Genomic DNA, 20,910 nt, shown 5'->3' with positions numbered 1-20,910 from the left:
CCGTCTTCGCGTTTCTGGCTCCATCGATTGCAGAGGGCTCTGAATGAAAATGCTCCCGCTACAAGCTGCCATGGCCGCTGCGCTGCTCAGCGTGGCGATCGGCGTTTCGGCCAAACCGCTGGTGGTCTGCACCGAAGCCAGCCCGGAGGGTTTTGACCCGGTCCTGTACACCACCGCCGTGACCGCTGACGCCGCCGCCGAAACCATGTTCAACCGCCTGGTGGATTTCAAGCCCGGCACCACCGAAGTGGTTCCGGCGTTAGCCAAGGACCTGCCGGAAATCAGCGCCGATGGCCTGACCTACACGTTCCACCTGCGTGACGATATCAAGTTCCACACCACCGACTATTTCAAACCCACGCGCAACCTGAACGCCGACGACGTGCTTTGGAGCTTCCAGCGCCAGCTGGACCCGAATCACCCGTGGCATAAAAAGTCCAACGTGGGCTACCCGTATTTCGAAAGCATGGGCTTCAAGGAACTGCTCAAGAGCGTAGAGAAGACCGATGATCACACCGTCGTCTTTACCCTGACCCGTCCTGAAGCACCGTTCCTGGCCGACCTGGCCATGGCGTTTTCCTCGATCCACTCCGCCGAATACGCCGACCAGTTGCTCAAGTCCGGCAAGACCGATGACCTCAACGCCAAGCCGATCGGCACCGGGCCGTTCATCTTCATGCGCTATGCCAAAGACGCCCAGGTGCGCTTCAAGGCCAACCCGGAGTACTTCCGTGGCAAGCCACCGGCCGATCCGCTGATCCTGGCAATTACCACCGACAACAACGTGCGCCTGCAGAAGCTCAAGGCCAACGAGTGCCAGATCGCGCTGTATCCCAAGCCCGACGATGTGCCGAGCGTCAAGGCCGACCCGAATCTGAAAGTGGATGAACTGGCGGCGATGACCACCAGTTACACCGCCCTGAACACCACTCACAAGTACATGAGTGATGCGCGGGTGCGCCACGCGATCAACATTGCGTTCGACAAGGCCGGCTACACCGACGCCCTATACGGCAAAGGCAACGCAGTCGTCGGCACTGGCCCGTATCCACCGACCTTGCTGGGCTTCAATGACAAGATCAAGAACCCGCCCCGCGACCTGGACAAGGCCCGCGCCCTGCTCAAGGAAGCCGGCGTACCGGAAGGCACCGAGTTCACCTTGTTCACCCGTAACGGCGGTGGTCCGACCAACCCCAACCCAATGCTCGGCGCCCAGCGTATGCAGGCGGATCTGGCGCAGATTGGCCTGAAGGTCAATATCAAGGTCATGGAATGGGGCGAAATGCTCAAGCGCGCCAAAGCCGGCGAACACGACATGGTTTCCGCCGGCTGGGCCGGGGACAACGGGGACCCGGATAACTTCCTCACGCCAAACCTGAGTTGCGATGCGGCGAAAAACGGCGAAAACTACGCCCGCTGGTGTAACAAAGAATTTCAAGACTTGATCGATAAGGCCCGCGCTGACGCTGAACCCGCCGAGCGCGCTGCACTCTATGAACAAGCTCTGGATGTGTTTGAAAAGGATCAGCCGTGGATTCCAATGGCTTACCCGAAAATGTTTACTGCCATGCGCAAGAACGTCGAGGGTTATACCCAAAGTCCTCTGACGACCAATAACTTCGCCACCACCCAGGTGAAGTAATAAGAAAAACGCTCGGCGCCGTCGCCACTGACGGCGCCGAACCTGCCTAACCGGCTGATTGAGGTATACACCAAGATGTTTAGTTTTATTGCCCGCCGACTGGGGTTATTGATCCCCACGTTCTTCGGCATCACGTTGCTGACCTTTGCGTTGATTCGCATGATTCCAGGCGACCCCGTAGAAGTCATGATGGGCGAGCGGCGGGTTGACCCCGAAATGCATGCCCAGGCAATGGAACGCCTTGGCTTGAACAAGCCGTTGTATGCGCAATACCTGGACTACGTGGGCAAACTTGCCCAGGGCGACCTTGGCGAATCCCTGCGCACCCGCACCAGCGTGTGGACCGAGTTCACCGCACTCTTTCCGGCGACCCTGGAACTGTCCATGGCCGCCCTGCTGTTCGCCGGTATCCTGGGCCTGCTGGCCGGGGTGATCGCGGCACTCAAACGAGGGTCGCTGTTTGACCACGGGGTGATGGGCATCTCCCTGGCGGGCTATTCGATGCCGATCTTCTGGTGGGGCCTGATCCTGATCATGTTCTTCTCGGTGAGCCTGGGCTGGACCCCGGTTTCCGGGCGTATCGACCTGCTCTACGACATCGAGCCGCGCACCGGCTTCATGCTCATCGACACGCTGCTGGCCGACGAGCCGGACGCGTTCTGGGACGCACTGCACCACCTGATCCTGCCGGCCATCGTACTGGGCACCATCCCGCTGGCGGTGATCGCGCGGATGACCCGCTCGTCGATGCTCGAAGTGCTGCGTGAGGACTACATCCGCACCGCCAAGGCCAAGGGCCTCTCGCCGGCGCGCGTGGTGTTCGTGCACGGCCTGCGTAACGCGCTGATTCCGGTGCTGACCGTGGTCGGCCTGCAAGTCGGCACGCTGCTGGCCGGTGCGGTACTGACCGAAACCATCTTCTCGTGGCCCGGCATCGGCAAATGGCTGATCGAGGCCATTGGCGCGCGGGACTACCCGGTGGTGCAGAACGGCATTCTGCTGATCGCCTGCCTGGTGATCCTGGTGAACTTCGTGGTGGACATCCTCTACGGCTTCGCCAACCCACGCATCCGTCACCAGCGCTGAGATCATGACCATGACTACCTCTACTCCAGTGTCAGCAGTCGATCAGAGCCTGCTGTACCCGTCCCCGTACAAAGAATTCTGGCAAGCCTTCTCCAAGAACAAAGGCGCGGTTGCCGGGCTGCTGTTCATGCTGCTGATCGTGTTCTGCGCGATCTTCGCGCCCTGGGTTGCACCGCATAACCCGAGCGAGCAGTACCGCGACTTCCTGCTCACCCCGCCGTCCTGGCTCGAGGGCGGGCAGATCCAGTTCCTGCTCGGCACCGACGAACTGGGCCGTGACCTGCTCTCACGCCTGATCCAGGGTTCGCGCCTGTCGCTGTTGATCGGCTTGTCGTCGGTGGTGATGTCGCTGATCCCGGGCATCCTGCTGGGCCTGTTCGCCGGGTTCTTCCCGCGTCTGCTCGGCCCGACCATCATGCGTTTGATGGACATCATGCTGGCCCTGCCTTCACTGCTGCTGGCCGTGGCGATTGTCGCCATCCTCGGCCCTGGCCTGATCAATACCGTGATCGCGATCGCCATCGTGTCGCTGCCGTCCTACGTGCGCCTGACCCGCGCTGCGGTGATGGGCGAACTGAATCGTGACTACGTGACCGCCGCCCGCCTTGCCGGCGCCGGGTTGCCGCGCCTGATGTTCATCACCGTGCTGCCTAATTGCATGGCGCCGCTGATCGTACAGGCGACCCTGAGCTTTTCCTCGGCGATCCTCGATGCCGCGGCCCTGGGTTTCCTTGGCCTTGGCGTCCAACCGCCAACGCCTGAGTGGGGCACCATGCTGGCTTCGGCCCGTGACTACATCGAACGCGCCTGGTGGGTCGTGAGCCTGCCTGGCTTGACCATTTTGCTCAGCGTGCTGGCAATCAACTTGATGGGTGACGGCCTGCGCGACGCGCTGGACCCGAAACTCAAGAACGCCGCCTGAGGAGATTCCCATGTCACTGTTAGAAATCAAGAATCTCAACGTGCGCTTCGGCGACAAGACCGCCGTGCCGGTGGTCGATGGCCTCGACATTTCGGTCGACAAAGGCGAAGTCCTGGCGATCGTTGGCGAGTCGGGCTCGGGTAAATCCGTGACCATGATGGCGCTGATGGGCCTGATCGAGCACCCCGGCATCGTCACCGCCGACGCGCTGAACTTCGACGGCAAGGACATGCTCAAGCTGAGCAACCGTCAGCGCCGCCAGATCGTCGGCAAAGACTTGGCGATGGTGTTCCAGGACCCGATGACCGCGCTGAACCCCAGCTATACCGTAGGCTTCCAGATTGAAGAAGTGCTGCGCCTGCACCTGAAAATGTCCGGCAAGCAAGCGCGCAAGCGCGCCATCGAGTTGCTGGAAAAAGTGGAGATCCCGGGCGCTGCCAGCCGTATGGATGCCTACCCGCACCAACTGTCCGGCGGTATGAGCCAGCGTGTGGCAATCGCCATGGCGATTGCCGGCGAGCCGAAGCTGCTGATCGCCGACGAACCGACCACCGCCCTGGACGTGACCATCCAGGCGCAGATCATGGAACTGCTGCTGGCCCTGCAGAAAGAACAGAACATGGGCCTGGTGCTGATCACCCACGACCTGGCGGTGGTGGCTGAAACCGCCCAGCGCGTCTGCGTGATGTACGCGGGCCAGGCCGTGGAAGTCGGCCAGGTGCCGCAACTGTTCGACATTCCGGCGCATCCTTACAGCGAAGCATTGCTCAAGGCGATTCCGGAGCACAGCCTGGGCGCCACGCGGCTGGCCACGCTGCCCGGCATCGTGCCCGGCCGTTATGACCGTCCGCAGGGTTGCCTGCTGTCGCCGCGTTGCCCGTATGTACGCGACAACTGCCGCGCCGAGCGCCCGGCCCTTGATCCGAAAACCAACAGCCTGGCGCGCTGCTTCTACCCCTTGAACCAGGAGGTGGCGTAATGGCCGTCGTTCTTACCGCCCGCGACCTGACCCGTCATTACGAAGTGTCCCGTGGCCTGTTCAAGGGCCACGCCACGGTGCGCGCCCTTAATGGTGTGTCCTTCGAACTGGAAGCCGGCAAGACCCTCGCCGTAGTGGGCGAATCGGGTTGCGGCAAATCCACCCTGGCCCGCGCCCTCACGCTGATCGAGGAACCGTCTTCGGGCTCGCTTAAAATCGCCGGCCAGGAAGTGGCCGGTGCCGACAAGGCCCAGCGCAAGCAATTGCGCAAAGACGTGCAGATGGTGTTCCAGAGCCCGTACGCCTCGTTGAACCCACGCCAGAAGGTCGGTGATCAACTCGGCGAGCCGCTGTTGATCAACACCAACCTGTCCGCCGCCGAACGCCGCGAAAAAGTGCAGGCGATGATGAAGCAAGTGGGCCTGCGCCCCGAGCATTATCAGCGCTACCCGCACATGTTCTCCGGCGGCCAGCGCCAGCGTATCGCCCTGGCCCGGGCGATGATGCTGCAACCCAAAGTGCTGGTGGCCGATGAACCGACCTCGGCGCTGGACGTGTCGATCCAGGCCCAGGTGCTCAACCTGTTCATGGACCTGCAGCAGGAATTCAACACCGCCTACGTGTTCATCTCCCACAACCTGGCGGTGGTGCAACACGTCGCCGACGACGTGATGGTGATGTACCTCGGCCGCCCGGTGGAAGTGGGCCCCAAGGAAGACATCTACGCCCGCCCGCTGCACCCGTACACCCAGGCGCTGCTGTCGGCCACCCCGACCATCCACCCGGACCCGAACAAGCCGAAGATCAAGATCGTCGGCGAGCTGCCCAACCCGCTGAACCCGCCGCCTGGCTGCGCGTTCCACAAGCGCTGCCCGTATGCGACGGCGCGCTGCAGCACCGAGGAGCCGCTGTTGCGGCCGTTGGATAACCGCCAAGTGGCTTGCCACTACGCGGAGCAGTTCGTCGCCTGAGATCGTTGAACGATCAGTGATACAGCGTTCTACAGCCCTTCCCGTCAGGTTGCGCATCAGCCTGGCGGGAAGGGCTTCTTTTTGGGTTGGGGCCGCGTCTCAGGTCTCGCCGTCGTCAAAAGTCTCACTGTCCTCCCCTTCGTTGACGGGGTTTTCCGGATCCCTGACATCGGTGGGCTGGGGCTGCGGCTTCCAACTGCCGGAGTTGACCTCGTTGGCCTTTCTCTTGGTGACGGGGCCGGTGTCCTTCCATTGGGGCGTGCCATCGACGGCCAGTGCCGGGAGCGTTGTCAGCCCCGGGCCTGCCAGTAGCATCAGACAAATAGCGTATCGAACATTTCGCACGGAGGTCTCCTTCGCAGTCAATGTGTGAACGCTAGACCCGATGCAGGATTCTCGCCAATCCCCAGCCGTATAGAGGGCAAAAGTGGGAGGGGGCTTGTCCCCGATAGCAGTGGGTCAGGACGTTACATGTCACTGATAGACCGCTATCGGGGGCAAGCCCCCTCCCACAGTTGATTGCTCAGCCGCAATCGAGGAGGTGTGTGGTTATCGCCACAGCTCATCGCCCGCCGGGCTATCCTTATCGCTTGGAGAAACAACTTTACTATCAAATCCGTTAATAACTCCCCGCCCTGAAACATGAATCTCTTCTCTATTACCCCATCGGTTTTTAGCAATAAAATTAAAATCAAAATCAATGCTGGGGTTGTCTCCCAGCGAAATGGCGTGGATATTGAAGGTTCCACTTATCGCCGGCCAACTATTAAGACTCGCATGGTTATACCAGGCTATGGCATCACCCTCGCCAACAGGCGCAATGGAATAAGAACCGACAGCAAAATCGTCTCCTCTCCAAGCCACGTAGGCCGCTGGGGAAAAAGAACCTTTACTTCCGCCAAAAGTCAGGACCCCTCTATCGTCCTTGTTAAATAAAAAATCCTTCGCGCTGAAATCAAGCTTCTTTTCGACGTAAACATCCAAATCCCCGGTCGGCACCATAACTTTTGTAGTTCCCATAGCCTTTTCCTCCTCAGCCTAGACCGCTAACGCCCAACTATAAATAATACCGTTTGCCCCATACTCCTTATTCACAACTCAACATTAGTAGCGGAAAAAGCACCTGTCTACTGCCAACATTAACAGTAGACACACCAACGCCATTCATATAAGTACCGACTGTATTCAGTCAGCCTATTGACCCGGCGCCGCCGAGCAACCTGCGGATGTGCTGTATGTTTGCCCTGACTTACATACATGCAGAAGCTCGACACACATTCAGACCAAAGCTATTGGCAGCACCGTTATAGAGAGAGCCAACAAAAAGGGCGAAGCCATGACAGCTTCGCCCTCTCTGCTACCGTTCAGACCTTAATGGTGTTCGCGGGTCGCGCGGAATTTCACATCCGGCCAGCGCTCTTCCATCAGCGCCAGGTTGACGCGGGTCGGGGCCAGGTAGGTCAGGTGACCACCGCCGTCCACCGCGAGGTTTTCCACGGCCTTGTTGGAAAACTCCTCCAGCTTTTTCTTATCGCTGCACTCGATCCAGCGCGCCGAATACACGGTGATCGGCTCGTAGGAGCATTCCACCTTGTATTCCTCTTTCAAGCGGCTGGCGACCACGTCGAACTGCAGCACACCCACGGCACCGAGGATGATGTCGTTGCTGCGCTCGGGGAAGAACACCTGGGTGGCGCCTTCCTCGGCCAGTTGCTGCAGGCCCTGGCGCAGTTGCTTGGACTTGAGCGGATCGCGCAGGCGTACGCGGCGGAACAGTTCCGGGGCGAAGTGCGGGATGCCGGTGAAGCCCAGCGCTTCGCCTTCGGTGAAGGTGTCGCCGATCTGGATGGTGCCGTGGTTGTGCAGGCCGATGATGTCGCCGGCGTAGGCTTCTTCGAGCTGTTCACGCTCGGAGGAGAAGAACGTCAGGGCGTCTCCGATGCGTACGTCCTTGCCGGTGCGCACGTGGCGCATCTTCATGCCCTTTTCGTAGCGGCCGGAGCAGATACGCATGAAGGCGATGCGGTCGCGGTGCTTGGGGTCCATGTTCGCCTGGATCTTGAACACGAAGCCGGTGAATTTCTCTTCGACCGGTTCCACGGTGCGCTCGTTGGCCACACGGGCCAGGGGCTTGGGTGCCCAATCCACCACGGCGTCGAGCACATGGTCGACACCGAAGTTGCCCAAGGCCGTGCCGAAGAACACCGGGGTCAATTGACCGTCGAGGAATTCCTGCTGGTTGAACGCGTGGCAGGCGCCCTGCACCAGTTCCAGCTGGTCGACAAAGCGGTCGTACTCGTCGCCCAGGTGGGCGCGGGCTTCGTCGGAGTCGAGCTTCTCGATGATTTTCACATCGGTGCGCTCATGCCCATGACCGGCGGTGTAGACAATGATGTAGTCGTCGGCCAGGTGATACACGCCCTTGAAGTCGCGGTAGCAACCAATCGGCCAGGTGATCGGCGCGGCCTTGATCTTCAGGACAGCTTCGATTTCATCCAGCAACTCGATGGGGTCGCGGATATCGCGGTCGAGTTTGTTGATGAAGCTGACAATCGGTGTGTCGCGCAACCGGCACACGTCCATCAGCGCAATGGTGCGAGGCTCGACGCCCTTACCGCCGTCGAGGACCATCAGCGCCGAGTCCACTGCCGTCAGGGTGCGGTAGGTGTCTTCGGAAAAGTCTTCGTGGCCCGGAGTGTCGAGCAGGTTGACCATGTGGTCGCGATACGGGAACTGCATGACCGACGTGGTAATGGAGATACCCCGTTGCTTTTCCATTTCCATCCAGTCGGATGTCGCATGGCGGTCGGATTTGCGCGATTTGACCGTGCCGGCCACCGCGATTGCCTTGCCCATCAGCAACAGCTTTTCGGTGATGGTGGTCTTACCGGCATCGGGGTGGGAAATAATGGCGAAAGTGCGGCGTTTCGCGACTTCGGCGGCCTGGTGGGTCATGGGAAATCGCCTGGCAGGTGAGTCAAAAAAGGGCGGCGAGTATAGCGCAAACGCGAGGGTACGGACCACCGTTGAGCCCATTGGGGGTGGCTAAATGCGCCCAAGTGTGGAACCTTTTAAAAGGTAGAGACGTCCACTCCCCTGCTTACGCACTCGGAACAGGGGCTGGAAAATCAGCAAGTTAGCCTGACGAGGCTGCGCTTATGGCTCGAACTCATGCCGCTTTTGACGGCATTGGCGAGCTGCATTTCGCGATTACATTTCGCTGACAGCCAGCAATGGCTTGCCACGCAGGAATGTGTTCGTCGACAGAAGAAAAAAGGAGTCCGCCTGTGGCTATTCGCTATGGCAAAGGGCTTATGGGAGCAGCGGTTGTCGTCGCGCTCCTGGCCCTGCTGGTCCACTGGATCGGCATCAACACGATCGAACTGTACCGCGACGATTTGTTGTTTTACCTGCAAGCTCATCTGATTCTGGTTTTAGTGTCCATGCTGGCCGCCCTGATTGTGGGGATCCCCGCCGGTATCCTGCTCAGTCGACCGAACATGGTCGGACGCGCAGAACGCTTCATGCAGATTTTCAACATCGGCAACACCGTCCCTCCCCTGGCCGTACTGGCCATCGCCCTCGGCGTCCTCGGCATCGGCAGCGGCCCGGCGATCTTCGCGTTGTTTCTCGCCTCCCTCCTGCCCATCGTGCGTAACACCTACGAAGGCCTGAAAAATGTTCAGGGCTCCCTGAAGGAGGCCGCCACCGGCATCGGCATGACCCCGCGCCAGGTGCTGTTTCGCGTGGAATTGCCCAATGCCGTGCCGATCATCATCGGCGGCGTGCGCGTAGCCCTGGCGATCAACGTCGGTACCGCACCCCTGGCGTTCCTGATCGGTGCCAACAGCCTCGGCAGCCTGATCTTCCCCGGCATTGCCTTGAACAATCAGCCGCAACTGCTGCTTGGTGCTGCATGCACCGCGCTGCTGGCATTGCTGCTTGACGGCCTGGTGACCATGGCCAGCCGCCTCTGGCTGGAACGCGGGTTGCGCCCGTCTTAACGCCAGGTAAGGAATCGACATGAAAAAATTAAGCTTGATATTAGGCTGCGTCCTGCTGCTTGCAGGTATTGCGCAAGCCGCCGACAAACCCGTAATCCGTATCGGCGCCCGGGTGTTCACCGAACAGACCCTGCTCGCCGAAATCACCTCCCAGTACCTGCGCAGCAAGGGCTACGACGCCCGAGTGACCGGCGGCCTGGGCAGCAACCTGGCGCGCAGTGCCCAGGAAAGCGGGCAACTGGATCTGATCTGGGAATACACCGGCGTGTCGCTGGTGGCCTACAACCACATCGACGAGAAGCTCGACAGCGAACAGTCCTACGCGCGGGTCAAAGAACTCGACGCGAAAAAGGGCCTGGTCTGGCTGTCGCCGTCGCGCTTCAGCAACACTTACGCCCTGGCGTTGCCCGAGAAAGTGGCTCAGGAACACCCCGAGATCAACAGCATCAGCGATCTCACCCAAGCCATGGCCGAAGACGCCAAGGATCACCGCCTGGTCGCCCTGGACACCGAGTTCGCCAACCGTTCCGACGGCCTGGCAGGCATGGTCAAGCTGTACGACATGAACCTGACGCGCAAGAACACTCGGCAGATGGACGCAGGCCTGGTCTACACCGCGTTGCGTAATGGCCAAGTGTTTGCCGGCCTGGTCTACACCACCGACGGTCGCCTCAACGCCTTCAAGTTGAAGCTGCTTGAAGACGACAAGCACTACTTCCCGGACTACACGGCCGCCCCGGTGATTCGCCAGGAATACCTCGATCAGCACCCGCAACTGGCTGCCGAGCTCAAGCCCTTGGCCACTCTGTTCGACGACGCAACCATGCGCCAGCTGAATGCGCGGGTCGACGTCGACCATGAAAGCCCGTCCGCCGTTGCCGCCGATTTCCTGCGCCAACATCCAATCAACTAAAAAGGAGAAGACATGGAATTTTTGAACGCCTTTTCCCATCTTGATTGGGCCCAGGTCCTGCACCTGACCTGGCAGCACATCACCCTGGTCGGTATTGCTGTGATTCTCGCGATTGTCGTCGGTGTGCCCTTGGGCGTGCTGATGACCCGCTATCCGACACTTGCAGGCCCCTTGCAAGCCAGCGCCACGGTATTGCTCACGGTGCCCTCCATCGCCCTGTTCGGCCTGCTGCTGCCGTTCTACTCCAAATTTGGCCAGGGCCTGGGACCGATGCCGGCGATTACCGCCGTGTTCCTCTACTCCCTGTTGCCGATCATGCGTAACACCTACCTGGCGCTCACCGGTGTTGAACCGGGTATCCGCGAGGCCGCCAAAGGCATCGGCATGACCTTCGGCCAGCGCCTGCGCATGGTCGAACTGCCGATTGCCGTACCGGTAATCCTCGCCGGTGTGCGCACCGCCGTGGTGATGAACATCGGTGTGATGACCATCGCCGCCACCATCGGCGCCGGTGGCCTGGGTGTACTGATTCTGGCTTCCATCAGCCGCAGCGACATGTCGATGCTGATTGTCGGCGCCGTACTGGTCAGTCTCCTGGCCATCTTTGCCGACCTGCTCTTGCAATGGCTGCAACGCTCGCTGACTCCAAAAGGATTGCTCAAATGATCGAACTTCAAAACCTGTCCAAGACTTTTCAAAGCAACGGCAAGACTGTCACCGCCGTCAACGATGTAAGCCTGACCGTCAACGAAGGCGAAATTTGCGTATTCCTCGGCCCGTCGGGCTGCGGCAAGAGTACGACGTTGAAGATGATCAACCGCTTGATCAAGCCCTCGTCGGGCAAGATCCTGATCAACGGCGAGGACACCACCGACCTGGATGAAGTGACCCTGCGCCGCAACATTGGCTACGTGATCCAGCAGATCGGCCTGTTCCCGAACATGACCATCGAAGAAAACATCGTGGTGGTGCCCAAGCTGCTCGGCTGGGACAAGCAGAAATGCCACGACCGCGCCCGCGAGTTGATGAGCATGATCAAGCTGGAACCCAAGCAGTACCTGCATCGCTACCCGCGTGAACTGTCCGGTGGTCAGCAACAGCGCATCGGTGTGATCCGCGCCCTGGCGGCCGATGCGCCGTTGCTGCTGATGGACGAGCCGTTCGGCGCGGTCGACCCGATCAACCGCGAGATGATCCAGAACGAGTTCTTCGAAATGCAGCGCGCGCTGAACAAGACCGTGATCATGGTCAGCCACGACATCGACGAGGCCATCAAGCTGGGTGACAAGATTGCGATCTTCCGCGCCGGCAAGCTGTTGCAGATCGACCATCCGGACACGCTGCTGGCGCACCCGGCGGACGAGTTCGTCAGCAACTTCGTCGGCCAGGACAGTACCCTCAAGCGCCTGTTGCTGGTGAAGGCCGAAGACGCGGCGGACAACGCGCCGTCAGTGAGCCCGGAAACCCCGGTGGCCGATGCGCTGGAGTTGATGGACGAGCACGACCGCCGCTATGTAGTGGTCACCTGCGCCGAGAACAAGGCGCTGGGCTATGTACGCCGTCGCGACCTGCACCGTCAGGCCGGTACCTGCGGCCAGTACCTGCGCGAGTTCAACGCCACGGCGGCGTATGACGAGCACCTGCGCATCCTGCTGTCGCGGATGTACGAGTTCAACCGTTCATGGTTGCCGGTGATGGATGCCGAGCGGGTGTTCCTCGGGGAAGTGACCCAGGAATCGATTGCCGAGTACCTGAGTTCCGGCAAATCCCGTGGCGGCAAGACCAGTATCGTTTCGCCTGCCGAGACCGCCCTGGCCTGACACAACGCGGTAAAAAAATGTGGGAGGGGGCTTGCCCCCGATGAGGGTGGGTCAGTTGATAACTATTTAACTGACCCACCGCTATCGGGGGCAAGCCCCTCCCACATTTGCCCCGCGGTGAGTCAGGGAAATGTGCTCAATTCCCCTTCAGCGGGGAACATCAATCCGTCACACCGGTCGGTTACATAAGTAGCTGCACGCGGCCGCGCGACGAACGCGTGCAGAAACGCGACATTTTTAGTTGATCCCACGCCCGCCAAGCCCTAAAGTTCGCGCCGAACGTCCATGCTGGAAACGATCCATCCGGCTCAAGTACTGACGACGAGACAGCAAGGCCAAGGGAAGCTTAACCCATGGCCTTTTTGCTTTCGGCGACATGCCTTGGGAAGTAGGCGAACCAAAGTGGGGATACGGAGGACGTTCATTTGCACCCATTGATCAAATTTGTTTGCCCTTAGGAGTTCCCAGCATGTCGATCAACGTCGAAGATTATTTCGCGCGCGCCACCTTTGACAAAATGAAGGCGTTCGCCGACAAACAGGAAACCCCGTTCGTGGTGATCGACACCGCGATGATCAGCCAGGCCTACGATGACCTGCGCGCCGGTTTCGAATTCGCCAAGGTGTATTACGCGGTCAAGGCCAACCCGGCCGTCGAGATCATCGACCTGTTGAAAGACAAGGGCTCGAGCTTCGACATCGCCTCGATCTACGAGCTGGACAAGGTCATGGACCGTGGCGTCAGCGCCGACCGTATCAGCTACGGCAACACCATCAAGAAATCCAAGGACATCCGCTACTTCTACGAGAAAGGCGTGCGCCTGTTCTCCACCGACTCCGAAGCCGATCTGCGCAACATCGCCAAGGCCGCGCCGGGCTCGAAAGTGTACGTGCGCATCCTCACCGAAGGCTCGACCACCGCCGACTGGCCTTTGTCGCGCAAGTTCGGCTGCCAGACCGACATGGCCATGGACCTGCTGATCCTCGCCCGTGACCTGGGCCTGGTGCCGTACGGCATCTCGTTCCACGTCGGTTCCCAGCAGCGCGACATCAGCGTGTGGGACGCGGCGATCGCCAAGGTCAAAGTGATCTTCGAACGCCTCAAGGAAGAAGACGGTATCGAGTTGAAGTTGATCAACATGGGCGGCGGCTTCCCGGCCAACTACATCACCCGTACCAACAGCCTGGAAACCTACGCTGAAGAAATCATCCGCTTCCTCAAGGAAGACTTCGGTGACGACCTGCCGGAAATCATCCTGGAGCCAGGCCGTTCGTTGATCGCCAACGCCGGTATCCTGGTCAGCGAAGTGGTGCTGGTGGCGCGCAAGTCGCGTACCGCCGTCGAGCGTTGGGTATACACGGATGTGGGCAAGTTCTCCGGCCTGATCGAAACCATGGACGAAGCCATCAAGTTTCCGATCTGGACCGAGAAGAAAGGCGAGATGGAAGAAGTGGTCATCGCCGGCCCCACCTGCGACAGCGCCGACATCATGTACGAAAACTACAAGTACGGCCTGCCGCTGAACCTGGCGATCGGTGATCGCTTGTACTGGCTGTCGACCGGTGCCTACACCACCAGCTACAGCGCGGTTGAGTTCAATGGGTTTCCGCCGTTGAAGTCGTTTTACGTTTAAAAGCAGCAGTAAGTTTTAAGCTACAAGCTATAAGAAAAAACCCATGACATTTCATGGGTTTTTTTATGCCTCAGGAAACGCTCAAGGCACGCTGTTGATATGCATCGGCCATGGCGCGAATCTGCGGATCGTAGGCGATTGCCAGCGCCTTGTGTGCCCCCCGCAAAAACTTTGAATTCCCGCCGTCCAGCGCTTTGCGCAACCACTCCAGTGCCGCTTCGATCTGGCCGCTATCGGCCAACACCGCCGCATAACTGAACTGTCCACGAAAATCCCCGGCTTCGGCTGAACGTCGGTACCACTCAACGGCCGCTTCAAAATCCCTCGGGCAATACTGCCCATCTTCCAGATAGCGCCCCAGCAGATTCATCGACTTGGCGTGGCCCTGCTCTGCCGCCTGGCGATACAGCACCAGCGCCTGGACCTCATCCTGCACAACGCCACGGCCGGTCGCCAGCAGGTTGGCGTAGTTGTACTGCCCCCAATCCAGCCCGGCCTCTGCTGCCAGCCGGTAATCCCGCGCAGCCGCCGCTTCATCGGCGGCGCACCCCCAACCATGCTCCAGGCAACGCCCGGCCATATTGCGCGCCATCAAGTGCCCGCCTTGCGCCGCAATCCGAAACCAGCGCAGCGCCAATGCTTGATCGCGGGCAATGCCGCGTCCTTCCAGCAGGATCTGCCCGAGCAACGCCTGGGCATCGACCACGCCTTCCCTGGCCGCAATCAGAATCGCCTGGGCGGCGCGCACCGGGGAATCCTCGAGCATCGACTGCAACTGCTCAACGTCGAGCACTTCCTGGCGGCGCAGTAAAAAGCCCATCTCAGACCTCGACCCAGCGGCGCAGCAGGTTGTGATAGGTGCCGGTGAGCTGGATCAGCGCCGGGTGGTCGGGCACGTCGCGGCTCAGTTGCTGGATGGCGCCGTCCATTTCGAACAGCAGGGTGCGCTGGCTGTCTTCGCGCACCAGGCTCTGGGTCCAGAAGAACGAGGCGTAGCGCGTGCCACGGGTCACCGCGCTGACTTTATGCAGGCTGGAACCGGGGTACAGCACCATGTCGCCCGCCGGGAGCTTGACGCGCTGCAGGCCGAAGGTGTCCTGGATTTCCAGTTCCCCACCGTCGTAGTCGCCAGGGTCGCTGAAGAACAGGGTGGACGAAAGGTCGGTGCGCACGCGCTCGTGGCTGCCTTTGGGTTGGCGCACCGCGTTGTCGATATGAAAATCGAAACTGCCGCCTGCGGTGTAGCAGTTAAGCAGTGGCGGGAAGACTTTATGCGGCAGCGCGGCCGACATGAACAGCGGGTTGCTCCACAACCGTTCCAGCATCGCCGCGCCGATTTCCTTGGCCAGCGGATGGCCTTCCGGCAATTGCAGGTTGTGCTTAGCCTTGGCCGACTGGTGCCCGGCAGTGATTTTGCCGTCAGCCCATTCGGTCTCCTCCAAGGCCTGGCGAATGCGCAGCACCTCCTCGCGAGAGAACAGGCCGGGAATGTGCAGCAACATGGGGCAATACCTGCGATCAGAGAAGCGTCAATGGTATTGATTCTTATCCGCTGTGTAAAACACGGGACGAACGAGAAGGCAAATTCCGTAAAGAAAAAGTGTAAAGAATGTAAATTTGATGCGAATAGCAATATCTCGCAATTGATACAAAGTCTTGTTGGCCCTATATTCCGCGGCCTCACATCCTTGGGGAAGGGACACGTCATGTCGCGCACTATTCTAAAAATACCGGTCAGCTCACCACGCCTTTTGGCCTCCGCCATCGGTGTTGCCCTGAGTGCCGGCTCCGCCGCCCACCTGGCGCAGGCGGCTGAAAATACCGAGCCAAAAGGCGAGCGCAACCCTATCTCCCTCGGCGCCACCAATATCACCGGCCAGGATCAGGACACCACTTCCTACCAAGTGGAAAAAGCCTCGTCGCAGAAATACACCGCGCCGCTGGTGGACACGCCGCGTTCGGTCACTGTGGTGCCGCAACAAGTACTCAAGGACACCGCCGCCACCTCGCTGCAGGATGCCTTGCGCACCGTACCGGGTATCACCTTCGGCGCCGGTGAAGGGGGTAACCCTCAGGGCGACCGTCCGTTCATCCGGGGTTTCGACGCCCAGGGCGACACCTACCTGGACGGGGTACGTGATACCGGCGGCCAGAGCCGTGAGATCTTCGACATCGAATCCATCGAAGTCAGCAAAGGCCCGAACTCGTCCTTCGGCGGTCGCGGCTCGGCCGGCGGCAGCCTCAACCTGGTGAGCAAGACCCCGCAAGCGCGGGACTTCACCAACGGCGGCTTCACCTACGGTTCCGACCAGACCCGCCGCTACGTGCTCGACGTGAACCGCCAGTTCCTCGACGACAGCGCCGCCTTCCGCCTGAACTTGATGAGCCATGAACAAAACGTGGCGGGCCGCGACGCGGTGAATTACGACCGCTGGGGCGTGGCACCCTCGCTGACCTTTGGCCTGGGCACACCGACCCGCGTCAACCTCAGCTACTACCACATGGAAAGCGACGACCTGCCGGATTCGGGAGTCCCCTACGGCTACGGCAACAATGGCGCACGTGCGGCCCACGTACACGACAAACCCACCGACGGCGGCGACAGCAACAACTTCTACGGTTTGAAGAGCCGCGACTTTCGCAAGACCCGTGCCGACATCAGCACGTTCTCCATCGAGCACGACCTGAACGACAATATGACGCTGAAAAACACCCTGCGCCATGGCAGCACCGGCCAGGACTACGTATTGACGCAACCTGACGACAGCCAGCACAACGTCAACCAGTTCGGCACCGTGTGGCGTCGTGCCAACAGTCGCGTTTCCACCACCACCACGACCACCAACCAGACCGACCTGTTCGGCAGCTTCCAGGCATTGGGCTTCAAGCACACTTACTCCACCGGCCTGGAATTCACCGGCGAAGAAACCCGCGTCAGCGGCTACACCGTCAGCCCCAACGCCAACCCAGTCTGCACCGTGGCCAAGGGCAGCCTGGGTGGCCAGTGCACCTCGCTGAGCAACCCGAACCCGGACGATGCCTGGAACGGCAGCGTCGCGCGCAACTACAACGGCACCAACACCAAGGCCACCAGCCGCGCCGCCTATGTGTTCGACACCATCGAGCTGGACCCGAAATGGCTGCTGAACCTGGGCCTGCGCTACGACACCTTCGACACGCAAGCCAACACCAACGCCGTGGCCGGGCGCAGCAAAATCAAGGAGGACAGCCAGTTCTTCAACTGGCAGGCGGGCCTGGTGTGGAAGCCGCTGGAAAACGCCAGCATCTACGCTTCCTACGCGACCTCGGCCACGCCGGCCGGTGGCCTGGTAGGTGAAGGTTCCGACGGCAACCCGTTGTCCGCCGGCGCTGCCACCAGCGACCTGCAACCGGAAGAGACCGTCAACTACGAACTGGGCACCAAATGGGACCTGTTCCACGACCGCCTGTCCCTGACTGCCGCCGTGTTCCGTACCGAGAAGAAAAACACTCGCGTCCTGGTCGACGCCCTCACCTACGAAAACGCCGGCGAATCACAGGTCGACGGTATCGAGTTGTCCGCCAGCGGCAAGCTGACCGAGCAATGGCAAGTGTTCGCCGGGTACACCTACCTGGACAGCAAACTGGTCAAATCCGGCCTCAACGGACGTAACGGTGTGGTCAGCGCCGGTTCCAACACCGGCAACCAGATGCCCAACACGCCGAAGAATTCCTTCAGCCTGTGGACCACCTACGCCATCACGCCAAAGCTGACCGTCGGCGGCGGCGCGTTCTATGTCGACGAGGTGTATGGCGATGCGGGCAACACCGTTTACGTGCCGTCCTACACACGCTACGACGCCATGGCCAGCTACAAGCTGACCAAGAACGTCGACTTGCAATTGAACGTGCAGAACCTGACCGACAAAACCTACTACGACAAGGCCTACTCGGCGCACTTCGCCAACCAGGCGGCCGGTCGTACGGCGCTGCTGACCACCAGCTTCCACTTCTAAACGCAACAACGTTCAGCCAAAAGCCCCACGCATCGGATGCGCGGGGCTTTTGCGTGTTTCCCGGCAACTCACGGCATAATGCGCGCCGTGATACCTATATCCAGCTAAGCGAGGCGCTCCGACGTGTTGAAGAAAACCCTGTTCCAGTTGCATTGGTTCTTCGGCATCACGGCCGGGCTGGTGCTGGCCTTGATGGGGATTACCGGGGCTGCGTACTCGTTCCAGGATGAAATCCTGCGGGCGCTCAACCCTACGGTGCTGAGCGTACAGAAACGCGAAGCCGGCGTGCTGCCGCCCGCCGAGCTGGTGCGCAAACTGGAAGCCGCCGAAGGCAAGCGCGTGGCGATGCTGTGGGTCGAAGACCACAGCGGCAATGCCGGCCGAGTGGCCTTTACCCCACCGCCGGGCGAGCGGCGCGGCCAGATGCGTTACTTCGATCCGTACACCGGCGACTACCTGGGCGACGCCGTCGGCCAGGACGTATTCGGCTTTATCCTGCAGTTGCACCGCTTCCTCGCCATCGGCGACACCGGACGCAATATCACCGGCGCCTGCACCCTGATCCTGCTGTTCTTCTGCCTTTCCGGCCTGTACCTGCGCTGGCCGCGCCAGGTCAAAAACTGGCGTGTCTGGCTGACCCTGGACTGGCGCAAAAAGGGCCGCAGCTTCAATTGGGACCTGCACTCGGTGTTCGGCACCTGGTGCCTGCTGTTTTACCTGCTGGCAGCGCTGACCGGGCTGTATTGGTCCTATGACTGGTACAACCAGGGCGTGACCAAACTGCTCTCCGATGCGCCGCAGAACGAGCGTATGCGCAAGCGCGGCCCGCCGCCTGCTGGCCTCGCGCCCGCGGCCAACTACGAGGCGATCTGGAGCAGCATCTACAGCAACGCCGGCCCTGGCTTGAGCGCCTACAACATCCGCCTGCCGGCCGTCGCCGGGCAACCGGCCACCGTGTATTACCTGCTGGATAGCTCGCCCCATGACCGCGCGCTGAACCAGATCAACCTCGACCCGGCCACCGGCGAGGTCACGTCCCATGAGCGTTACGCCAGCAAGAGCCTCAAGGCGCAGTTGCTGACCAGTGTCTATGCACTGCACACCGGCAGTTATTTCGGGCTGGTCGGGCGAATCGTCCTCACGGTGAGCGCGCTGCTCATGCCGTTGTTCTTTATTACCGGCTGGCTGCTGTATCTGGACCGCCGGCGCAAAAAACGCCAGGTGCGTGACGCGCGCAACGGCCTGGTGGTCAGCCACAGCGACGCGCCGGACTGGTTGATCGGCTTTGCCAGTCAGAGCGGCTTTGCCGAACAGTTGGCCTGGCAAACCGCCGGGCAATTGCAGGCCGCCGGGTTTGGGGTGAAGGTGCAACCCCTGGGCAGCGTCAGCCGCGATGATCTCGGCCAGGCGCAACAGGCGTTGTTCGTGGTCAGTACGTTCGGTGACGGCGAAGCGCCCGACAGCGCCCGTGGTTTTGAGCGCAGCGTGCTCGGCCAGGACCTGTCCCTCAAAGGCTTGAACTACTCGGTACTGGCCCTGGGTGACCGACAGTACGAGCACTTTTGCGGCTTTGCGAGGCGTCTGCATTTCTGGCTGACGCACCAGGGCGGTACCCCGCTGTTCGCGCCGGTGGAAGTCGACAGCGGCGACACAGAGGCCTTGCTGACCTGGCAACAACAACTCGGCCAACTCACTGGTCACGCGCCGGCAGCGGCCTGGCAAGCAGCACAGTTTGAAAACTGGCCCCTGAGCCGCCGCACCCTCCTCAATCCCGGCAGCGTCGGTGCCCCCGTGTACCTGCTGGGCCTCACGCCACCCTCGCCCATCAGTTGGCTGGCCGGTGACCTGGTGGAAATCCTGCCGCGCAATGGCCCAGGGGCCGTCGAGCACTTCCTGGAAGGACTGGGCCTGGCCGGCAGCGACGGCGTGCTGATCGAAGGCCTGGCGCAAACACTGAACCAGGCCCTGGCCACACGCCAGCTACCGGACAACCGCACGCACCTGGTCGGCCTGCACGCCCAGGCACTGGTGGATGCGCTGATCCCCCTGGGCATGCGCGAATACTCGATCGCCTCGATTGCCAGCGACGGCGTGCTGGAGCTGATCGTGCGCCAGGAGCGTCATCCCGATGGCAGCCTGGGCCTGGGCTCCGGCTGGCTGACTGAATATGCCGCCGTAGGCTCAAGCATCAGCCTGCGCCTGCGCCGCAACAGCGGCTTTCATCTGCCGGATGCGCCGGTGCCGCTGATCCTGCTGGGCAACGGCACCGGCCTCGCCGGCCTGCGCAGCTTGCTCAAGGCGCGCATTGCCGACGGCCGACAACGTAACTGGCTGCTGTTCGGCGAACGCAATATCACCCACGACTACCTGTGCCGTGAAGAACTGCAAGGCTGGCTGGCCAGTGGCGACCTGGCCCTGCTGGACCTGGCTTTCTCACGGGATCAGGCGGAGAAAATCTACGTGCAGGATCGCCTGCGCGAGTCCGCCGATGTGCTGCGCAAGTGGCTGGCCGATGGCGCGGCAATTTATGTATGCGGCAGTTTGCAGGGCATGGCCACGGGTGTGGACCAGGCGCTGGTGGATATCCTCGGCAGTGAAGCGGTAGAGCGCCTGATCGAACAAGGCCGCTATCGCCGGGATGTGTACTGATCCTTCACAGACACTGAAAATCAAATGTGGGAGGGGGCTTGCCCCCGATGGCGGTGTGTCAGCCAGAATATTTGTAGCTGACACACCGCTATCGGGGGCAAGCCCCCTCCCACAGTTTTACTGTATTCCAAGTCAGGTGGTGTGGACCAGGCATTGGTGGATATCCTCGGCGGCGAAGCGGTAGAGCGCCTGATCGAACAAGGCCGCTACCGCCGGGATGTGTACTGATCAATGTGGAGGGGGCTTAAGGCTTTTTGTAGGAGCGAGCTTGCTCGCGAAAAACTCACAGGCATCGC

The 20,910-nt window shown here is 60.9% G+C and carries 17 protein-coding genes; 12 read left to right on the top strand and 5 right to left on the bottom strand.

The window, feature by feature from the left end; translation table 11 throughout:
* The first annotated feature begins 43 nt into the window (after positions 1-43).
* From MRY17_RS03955 to MRY17_RS03935, 5 genes are all read left to right on the top strand, one after another.
* Positions 44-1,642 (top strand): ABC transporter substrate-binding protein, encoded by a 1,599-nt coding sequence (locus MRY17_RS03955; protein WP_243353330.1) that lies wholly within the window; start codon positions 44-46, stop codon positions 1,640-1,642.
* Between the two features lie 75 nt (positions 1,643-1,717).
* Positions 1,718-2,728: an ABC transporter permease subunit gene (locus tag MRY17_RS03950; protein ID WP_003171721.1), complete on the top strand. Its 1,011-nt coding sequence runs from the start codon at positions 1,718-1,720 to the stop codon at positions 2,726-2,728.
* 10 nt (positions 2,729-2,738) lie between these two features.
* Entirely contained in the window at positions 2,739-3,650 is a 912-nt protein-coding gene (locus MRY17_RS03945) for an ABC transporter permease subunit (RefSeq protein ID WP_057724524.1), read from the top strand.
* A gap of 10 nt (positions 3,651-3,660) precedes the next feature.
* Positions 3,661-4,629, top strand: a complete 969-nt coding sequence (locus MRY17_RS03940) for an ABC transporter ATP-binding protein (protein WP_243353329.1) — start codon at positions 3,661-3,663, stop codon at positions 4,627-4,629.
* Positions 4,629-5,600, top strand: a complete 972-nt coding sequence (locus MRY17_RS03935; RefSeq protein ID WP_057724522.1) for a peptide ABC transporter ATP-binding protein — start codon at positions 4,629-4,631, stop codon at positions 5,598-5,600. The genes MRY17_RS03940 and MRY17_RS03935 overlap by 1 nt, the downstream gene beginning before the upstream one ends.
* 99 nt (positions 5,601-5,699) lie before the next feature.
* Here the strand turns inward: MRY17_RS03935 and MRY17_RS03930 are convergent, their stop codons facing one another.
* The 3 genes from MRY17_RS03930 to MRY17_RS03920 form a co-directional block, all read right to left on the bottom strand.
* The gene (locus tag MRY17_RS03930; protein ID WP_057724521.1) at positions 5,700-5,945 is read right to left on the bottom strand and encodes a hypothetical protein; all 246 of its coding nucleotides are present in this window, start codon (positions 5,943-5,945) and stop codon (positions 5,700-5,702) included.
* A gap of 204 nt (positions 5,946-6,149) precedes the next feature.
* Positions 6,150-6,620, bottom strand: coding sequence for a hypothetical protein (locus MRY17_RS03925; protein ID WP_181282703.1), 471 nt, complete (start codon positions 6,618-6,620; stop codon positions 6,150-6,152).
* 351 nt (positions 6,621-6,971) lie between these two features.
* The gene (locus MRY17_RS03920; RefSeq protein ID WP_057726109.1) at positions 6,972-8,555 is read right to left on the bottom strand and encodes a peptide chain release factor 3; all 1,584 of its coding nucleotides are present in this window, start codon (positions 8,553-8,555) and stop codon (positions 6,972-6,974) included.
* Between the two features lie 296 nt (positions 8,556-8,851).
* Here MRY17_RS03920 and MRY17_RS03915 point away from each other — a divergent pair, with 296 nt between their 5' ends.
* From MRY17_RS03915 to MRY17_RS03895, 5 genes are all read left to right on the top strand, one after another.
* Positions 8,852-9,604 (top strand): ABC transporter permease, encoded by a 753-nt coding sequence (locus tag MRY17_RS03915; protein ID WP_370671691.1) that lies wholly within the window; start codon positions 8,852-8,854, stop codon positions 9,602-9,604.
* Positions 9,605-9,623: 19 nt separating this feature from the next.
* Positions 9,624-10,517, top strand: a complete 894-nt coding sequence (locus MRY17_RS03910; protein WP_191956602.1) for a glycine betaine ABC transporter substrate-binding protein — start codon at positions 9,624-9,626, stop codon at positions 10,515-10,517.
* 12 nt (positions 10,518-10,529) lie between these two features.
* Positions 10,530-11,183 carry an ABC transporter permease gene (locus tag MRY17_RS03905; RefSeq protein ID WP_057726112.1) on the top strand — a complete coding sequence of 218 codons (654 nt, stop codon included), beginning with the start codon at positions 10,530-10,532 and terminating at the stop codon, positions 11,181-11,183.
* Positions 11,180-12,337: an osmoprotectant ABC transporter ATP-binding protein OsmV gene (locus MRY17_RS03900; RefSeq protein WP_057726113.1), complete on the top strand. Its 1,158-nt coding sequence runs from the start codon at positions 11,180-11,182 to the stop codon at positions 12,335-12,337. Before MRY17_RS03905 ends, MRY17_RS03900 begins: the two co-directional genes overlap by 4 nt.
* Before the next feature lie 469 nt (positions 12,338-12,806).
* Positions 12,807-13,970, top strand: a complete 1,164-nt coding sequence (locus MRY17_RS03895; RefSeq protein ID WP_003188470.1) for a type III PLP-dependent enzyme — start codon at positions 12,807-12,809, stop codon at positions 13,968-13,970.
* A 70-nt stretch (positions 13,971-14,040) separates the two neighbouring features.
* Here MRY17_RS03895 and MRY17_RS03890 read toward each other — a convergent pair whose 3' ends face one another.
* Positions 14,041-14,790 carry a tetratricopeptide repeat protein gene (locus MRY17_RS03890; protein WP_243353328.1) on the bottom strand — a complete coding sequence of 250 codons (750 nt, stop codon included), beginning with the start codon at positions 14,788-14,790 and terminating at the stop codon, positions 14,041-14,043.
* Between the two features lies 1 nt (position 14,791).
* Positions 14,792-15,472 (bottom strand): Fe2+-dependent dioxygenase, encoded by a 681-nt coding sequence (locus MRY17_RS03885; RefSeq protein ID WP_181282707.1) that lies wholly within the window; start codon positions 15,470-15,472, stop codon positions 14,792-14,794.
* Between the two features lie 204 nt (positions 15,473-15,676).
* Between MRY17_RS03885 and MRY17_RS03880 the strand changes: the two genes are divergently transcribed.
* Entirely contained in the window at positions 15,677-17,965 is a 2,289-nt protein-coding gene (locus tag MRY17_RS03880; protein ID WP_243353327.1) for a TonB-dependent receptor, read from the top strand.
* 123 nt (positions 17,966-18,088) lie between these two features.
* On the top strand, positions 18,089-20,614 hold the full coding sequence (locus MRY17_RS03875; protein WP_243353326.1) for a PepSY domain-containing protein: 2,526 nt from the start codon (positions 18,089-18,091) through the stop codon (positions 20,612-20,614).
* Positions 20,615-20,910: the final 296 nt, after the last annotated feature.

Source organism: Pseudomonas orientalis, assembly GCF_022807995.1.
GTDB classification, from domain to species: domain Bacteria; phylum Pseudomonadota; class Gammaproteobacteria; order Pseudomonadales; family Pseudomonadaceae; genus Aquipseudomonas; species Aquipseudomonas orientalis_B.
The sequence above is the reverse complement of the archived record's forward strand: the minus strand, read 5'-3'. Positions and strand labels throughout refer to the sequence as shown.

Bases quoted from the DNA above. Each gene is read 5' to 3' on its own strand.
- MRY17_RS03955 (WP_243353330.1), top strand. From the start codon at position 44: ATGAAAATGCTCCCGCTACAAGCTGCCATGGCCGCTGCGCTGCTCAGC.
- MRY17_RS03950 (WP_003171721.1), top strand. From the start codon at position 1,718: ATGTTTAGTTTTATTGCCCGCCGACTGGGGTTATTGATCCCCACGTTC.
- MRY17_RS03945 (WP_057724524.1), top strand. From the start codon at position 2,739: ATGACTACCTCTACTCCAGTGTCAGCAGTCGATCAGAGCCTGCTGTAC.
- MRY17_RS03940 (WP_243353329.1), top strand. From the start codon at position 3,661: ATGTCACTGTTAGAAATCAAGAATCTCAACGTGCGCTTCGGCGACAAG.
- MRY17_RS03935 (WP_057724522.1), top strand. From the start codon at position 4,629: ATGGCCGTCGTTCTTACCGCCCGCGACCTGACCCGTCATTACGAAGTG.
- MRY17_RS03925 (WP_181282703.1), bottom strand. From the start codon at position 6,620: ATGGGAACTACAAAAGTTATGGTGCCGACCGGGGATTTGGATGTTTAC.
- MRY17_RS03920 (WP_057726109.1), bottom strand. From the start codon at position 8,555: ATGACCCACCAGGCCGCCGAAGTCGCGAAACGCCGCACTTTCGCCATT.
- MRY17_RS03915 (WP_370671691.1), top strand. From the start codon at position 8,852: ATGTGTTCGTCGACAGAAGAAAAAAGGAGTCCGCCTGTGGCTATTCGC.
- MRY17_RS03910 (WP_191956602.1), top strand. From the start codon at position 9,624: ATGAAAAAATTAAGCTTGATATTAGGCTGCGTCCTGCTGCTTGCAGGT.
- MRY17_RS03905 (WP_057726112.1), top strand. From the start codon at position 10,530: ATGGAATTTTTGAACGCCTTTTCCCATCTTGATTGGGCCCAGGTCCTG.
- MRY17_RS03900 (WP_057726113.1), top strand. From the start codon at position 11,180: ATGATCGAACTTCAAAACCTGTCCAAGACTTTTCAAAGCAACGGCAAG.
- MRY17_RS03895 (WP_003188470.1), top strand. From the start codon at position 12,807: ATGTCGATCAACGTCGAAGATTATTTCGCGCGCGCCACCTTTGACAAA.
- MRY17_RS03890 (WP_243353328.1), bottom strand. From the start codon at position 14,790: ATGGGCTTTTTACTGCGCCGCCAGGAAGTGCTCGACGTTGAGCAGTTG.
- MRY17_RS03885 (WP_181282707.1), bottom strand. From the start codon at position 15,472: ATGTTGCTGCACATTCCCGGCCTGTTCTCTCGCGAGGAGGTGCTGCGC.
- MRY17_RS03880 (WP_243353327.1), top strand. From the start codon at position 15,677: ATGTCGCGCACTATTCTAAAAATACCGGTCAGCTCACCACGCCTTTTG.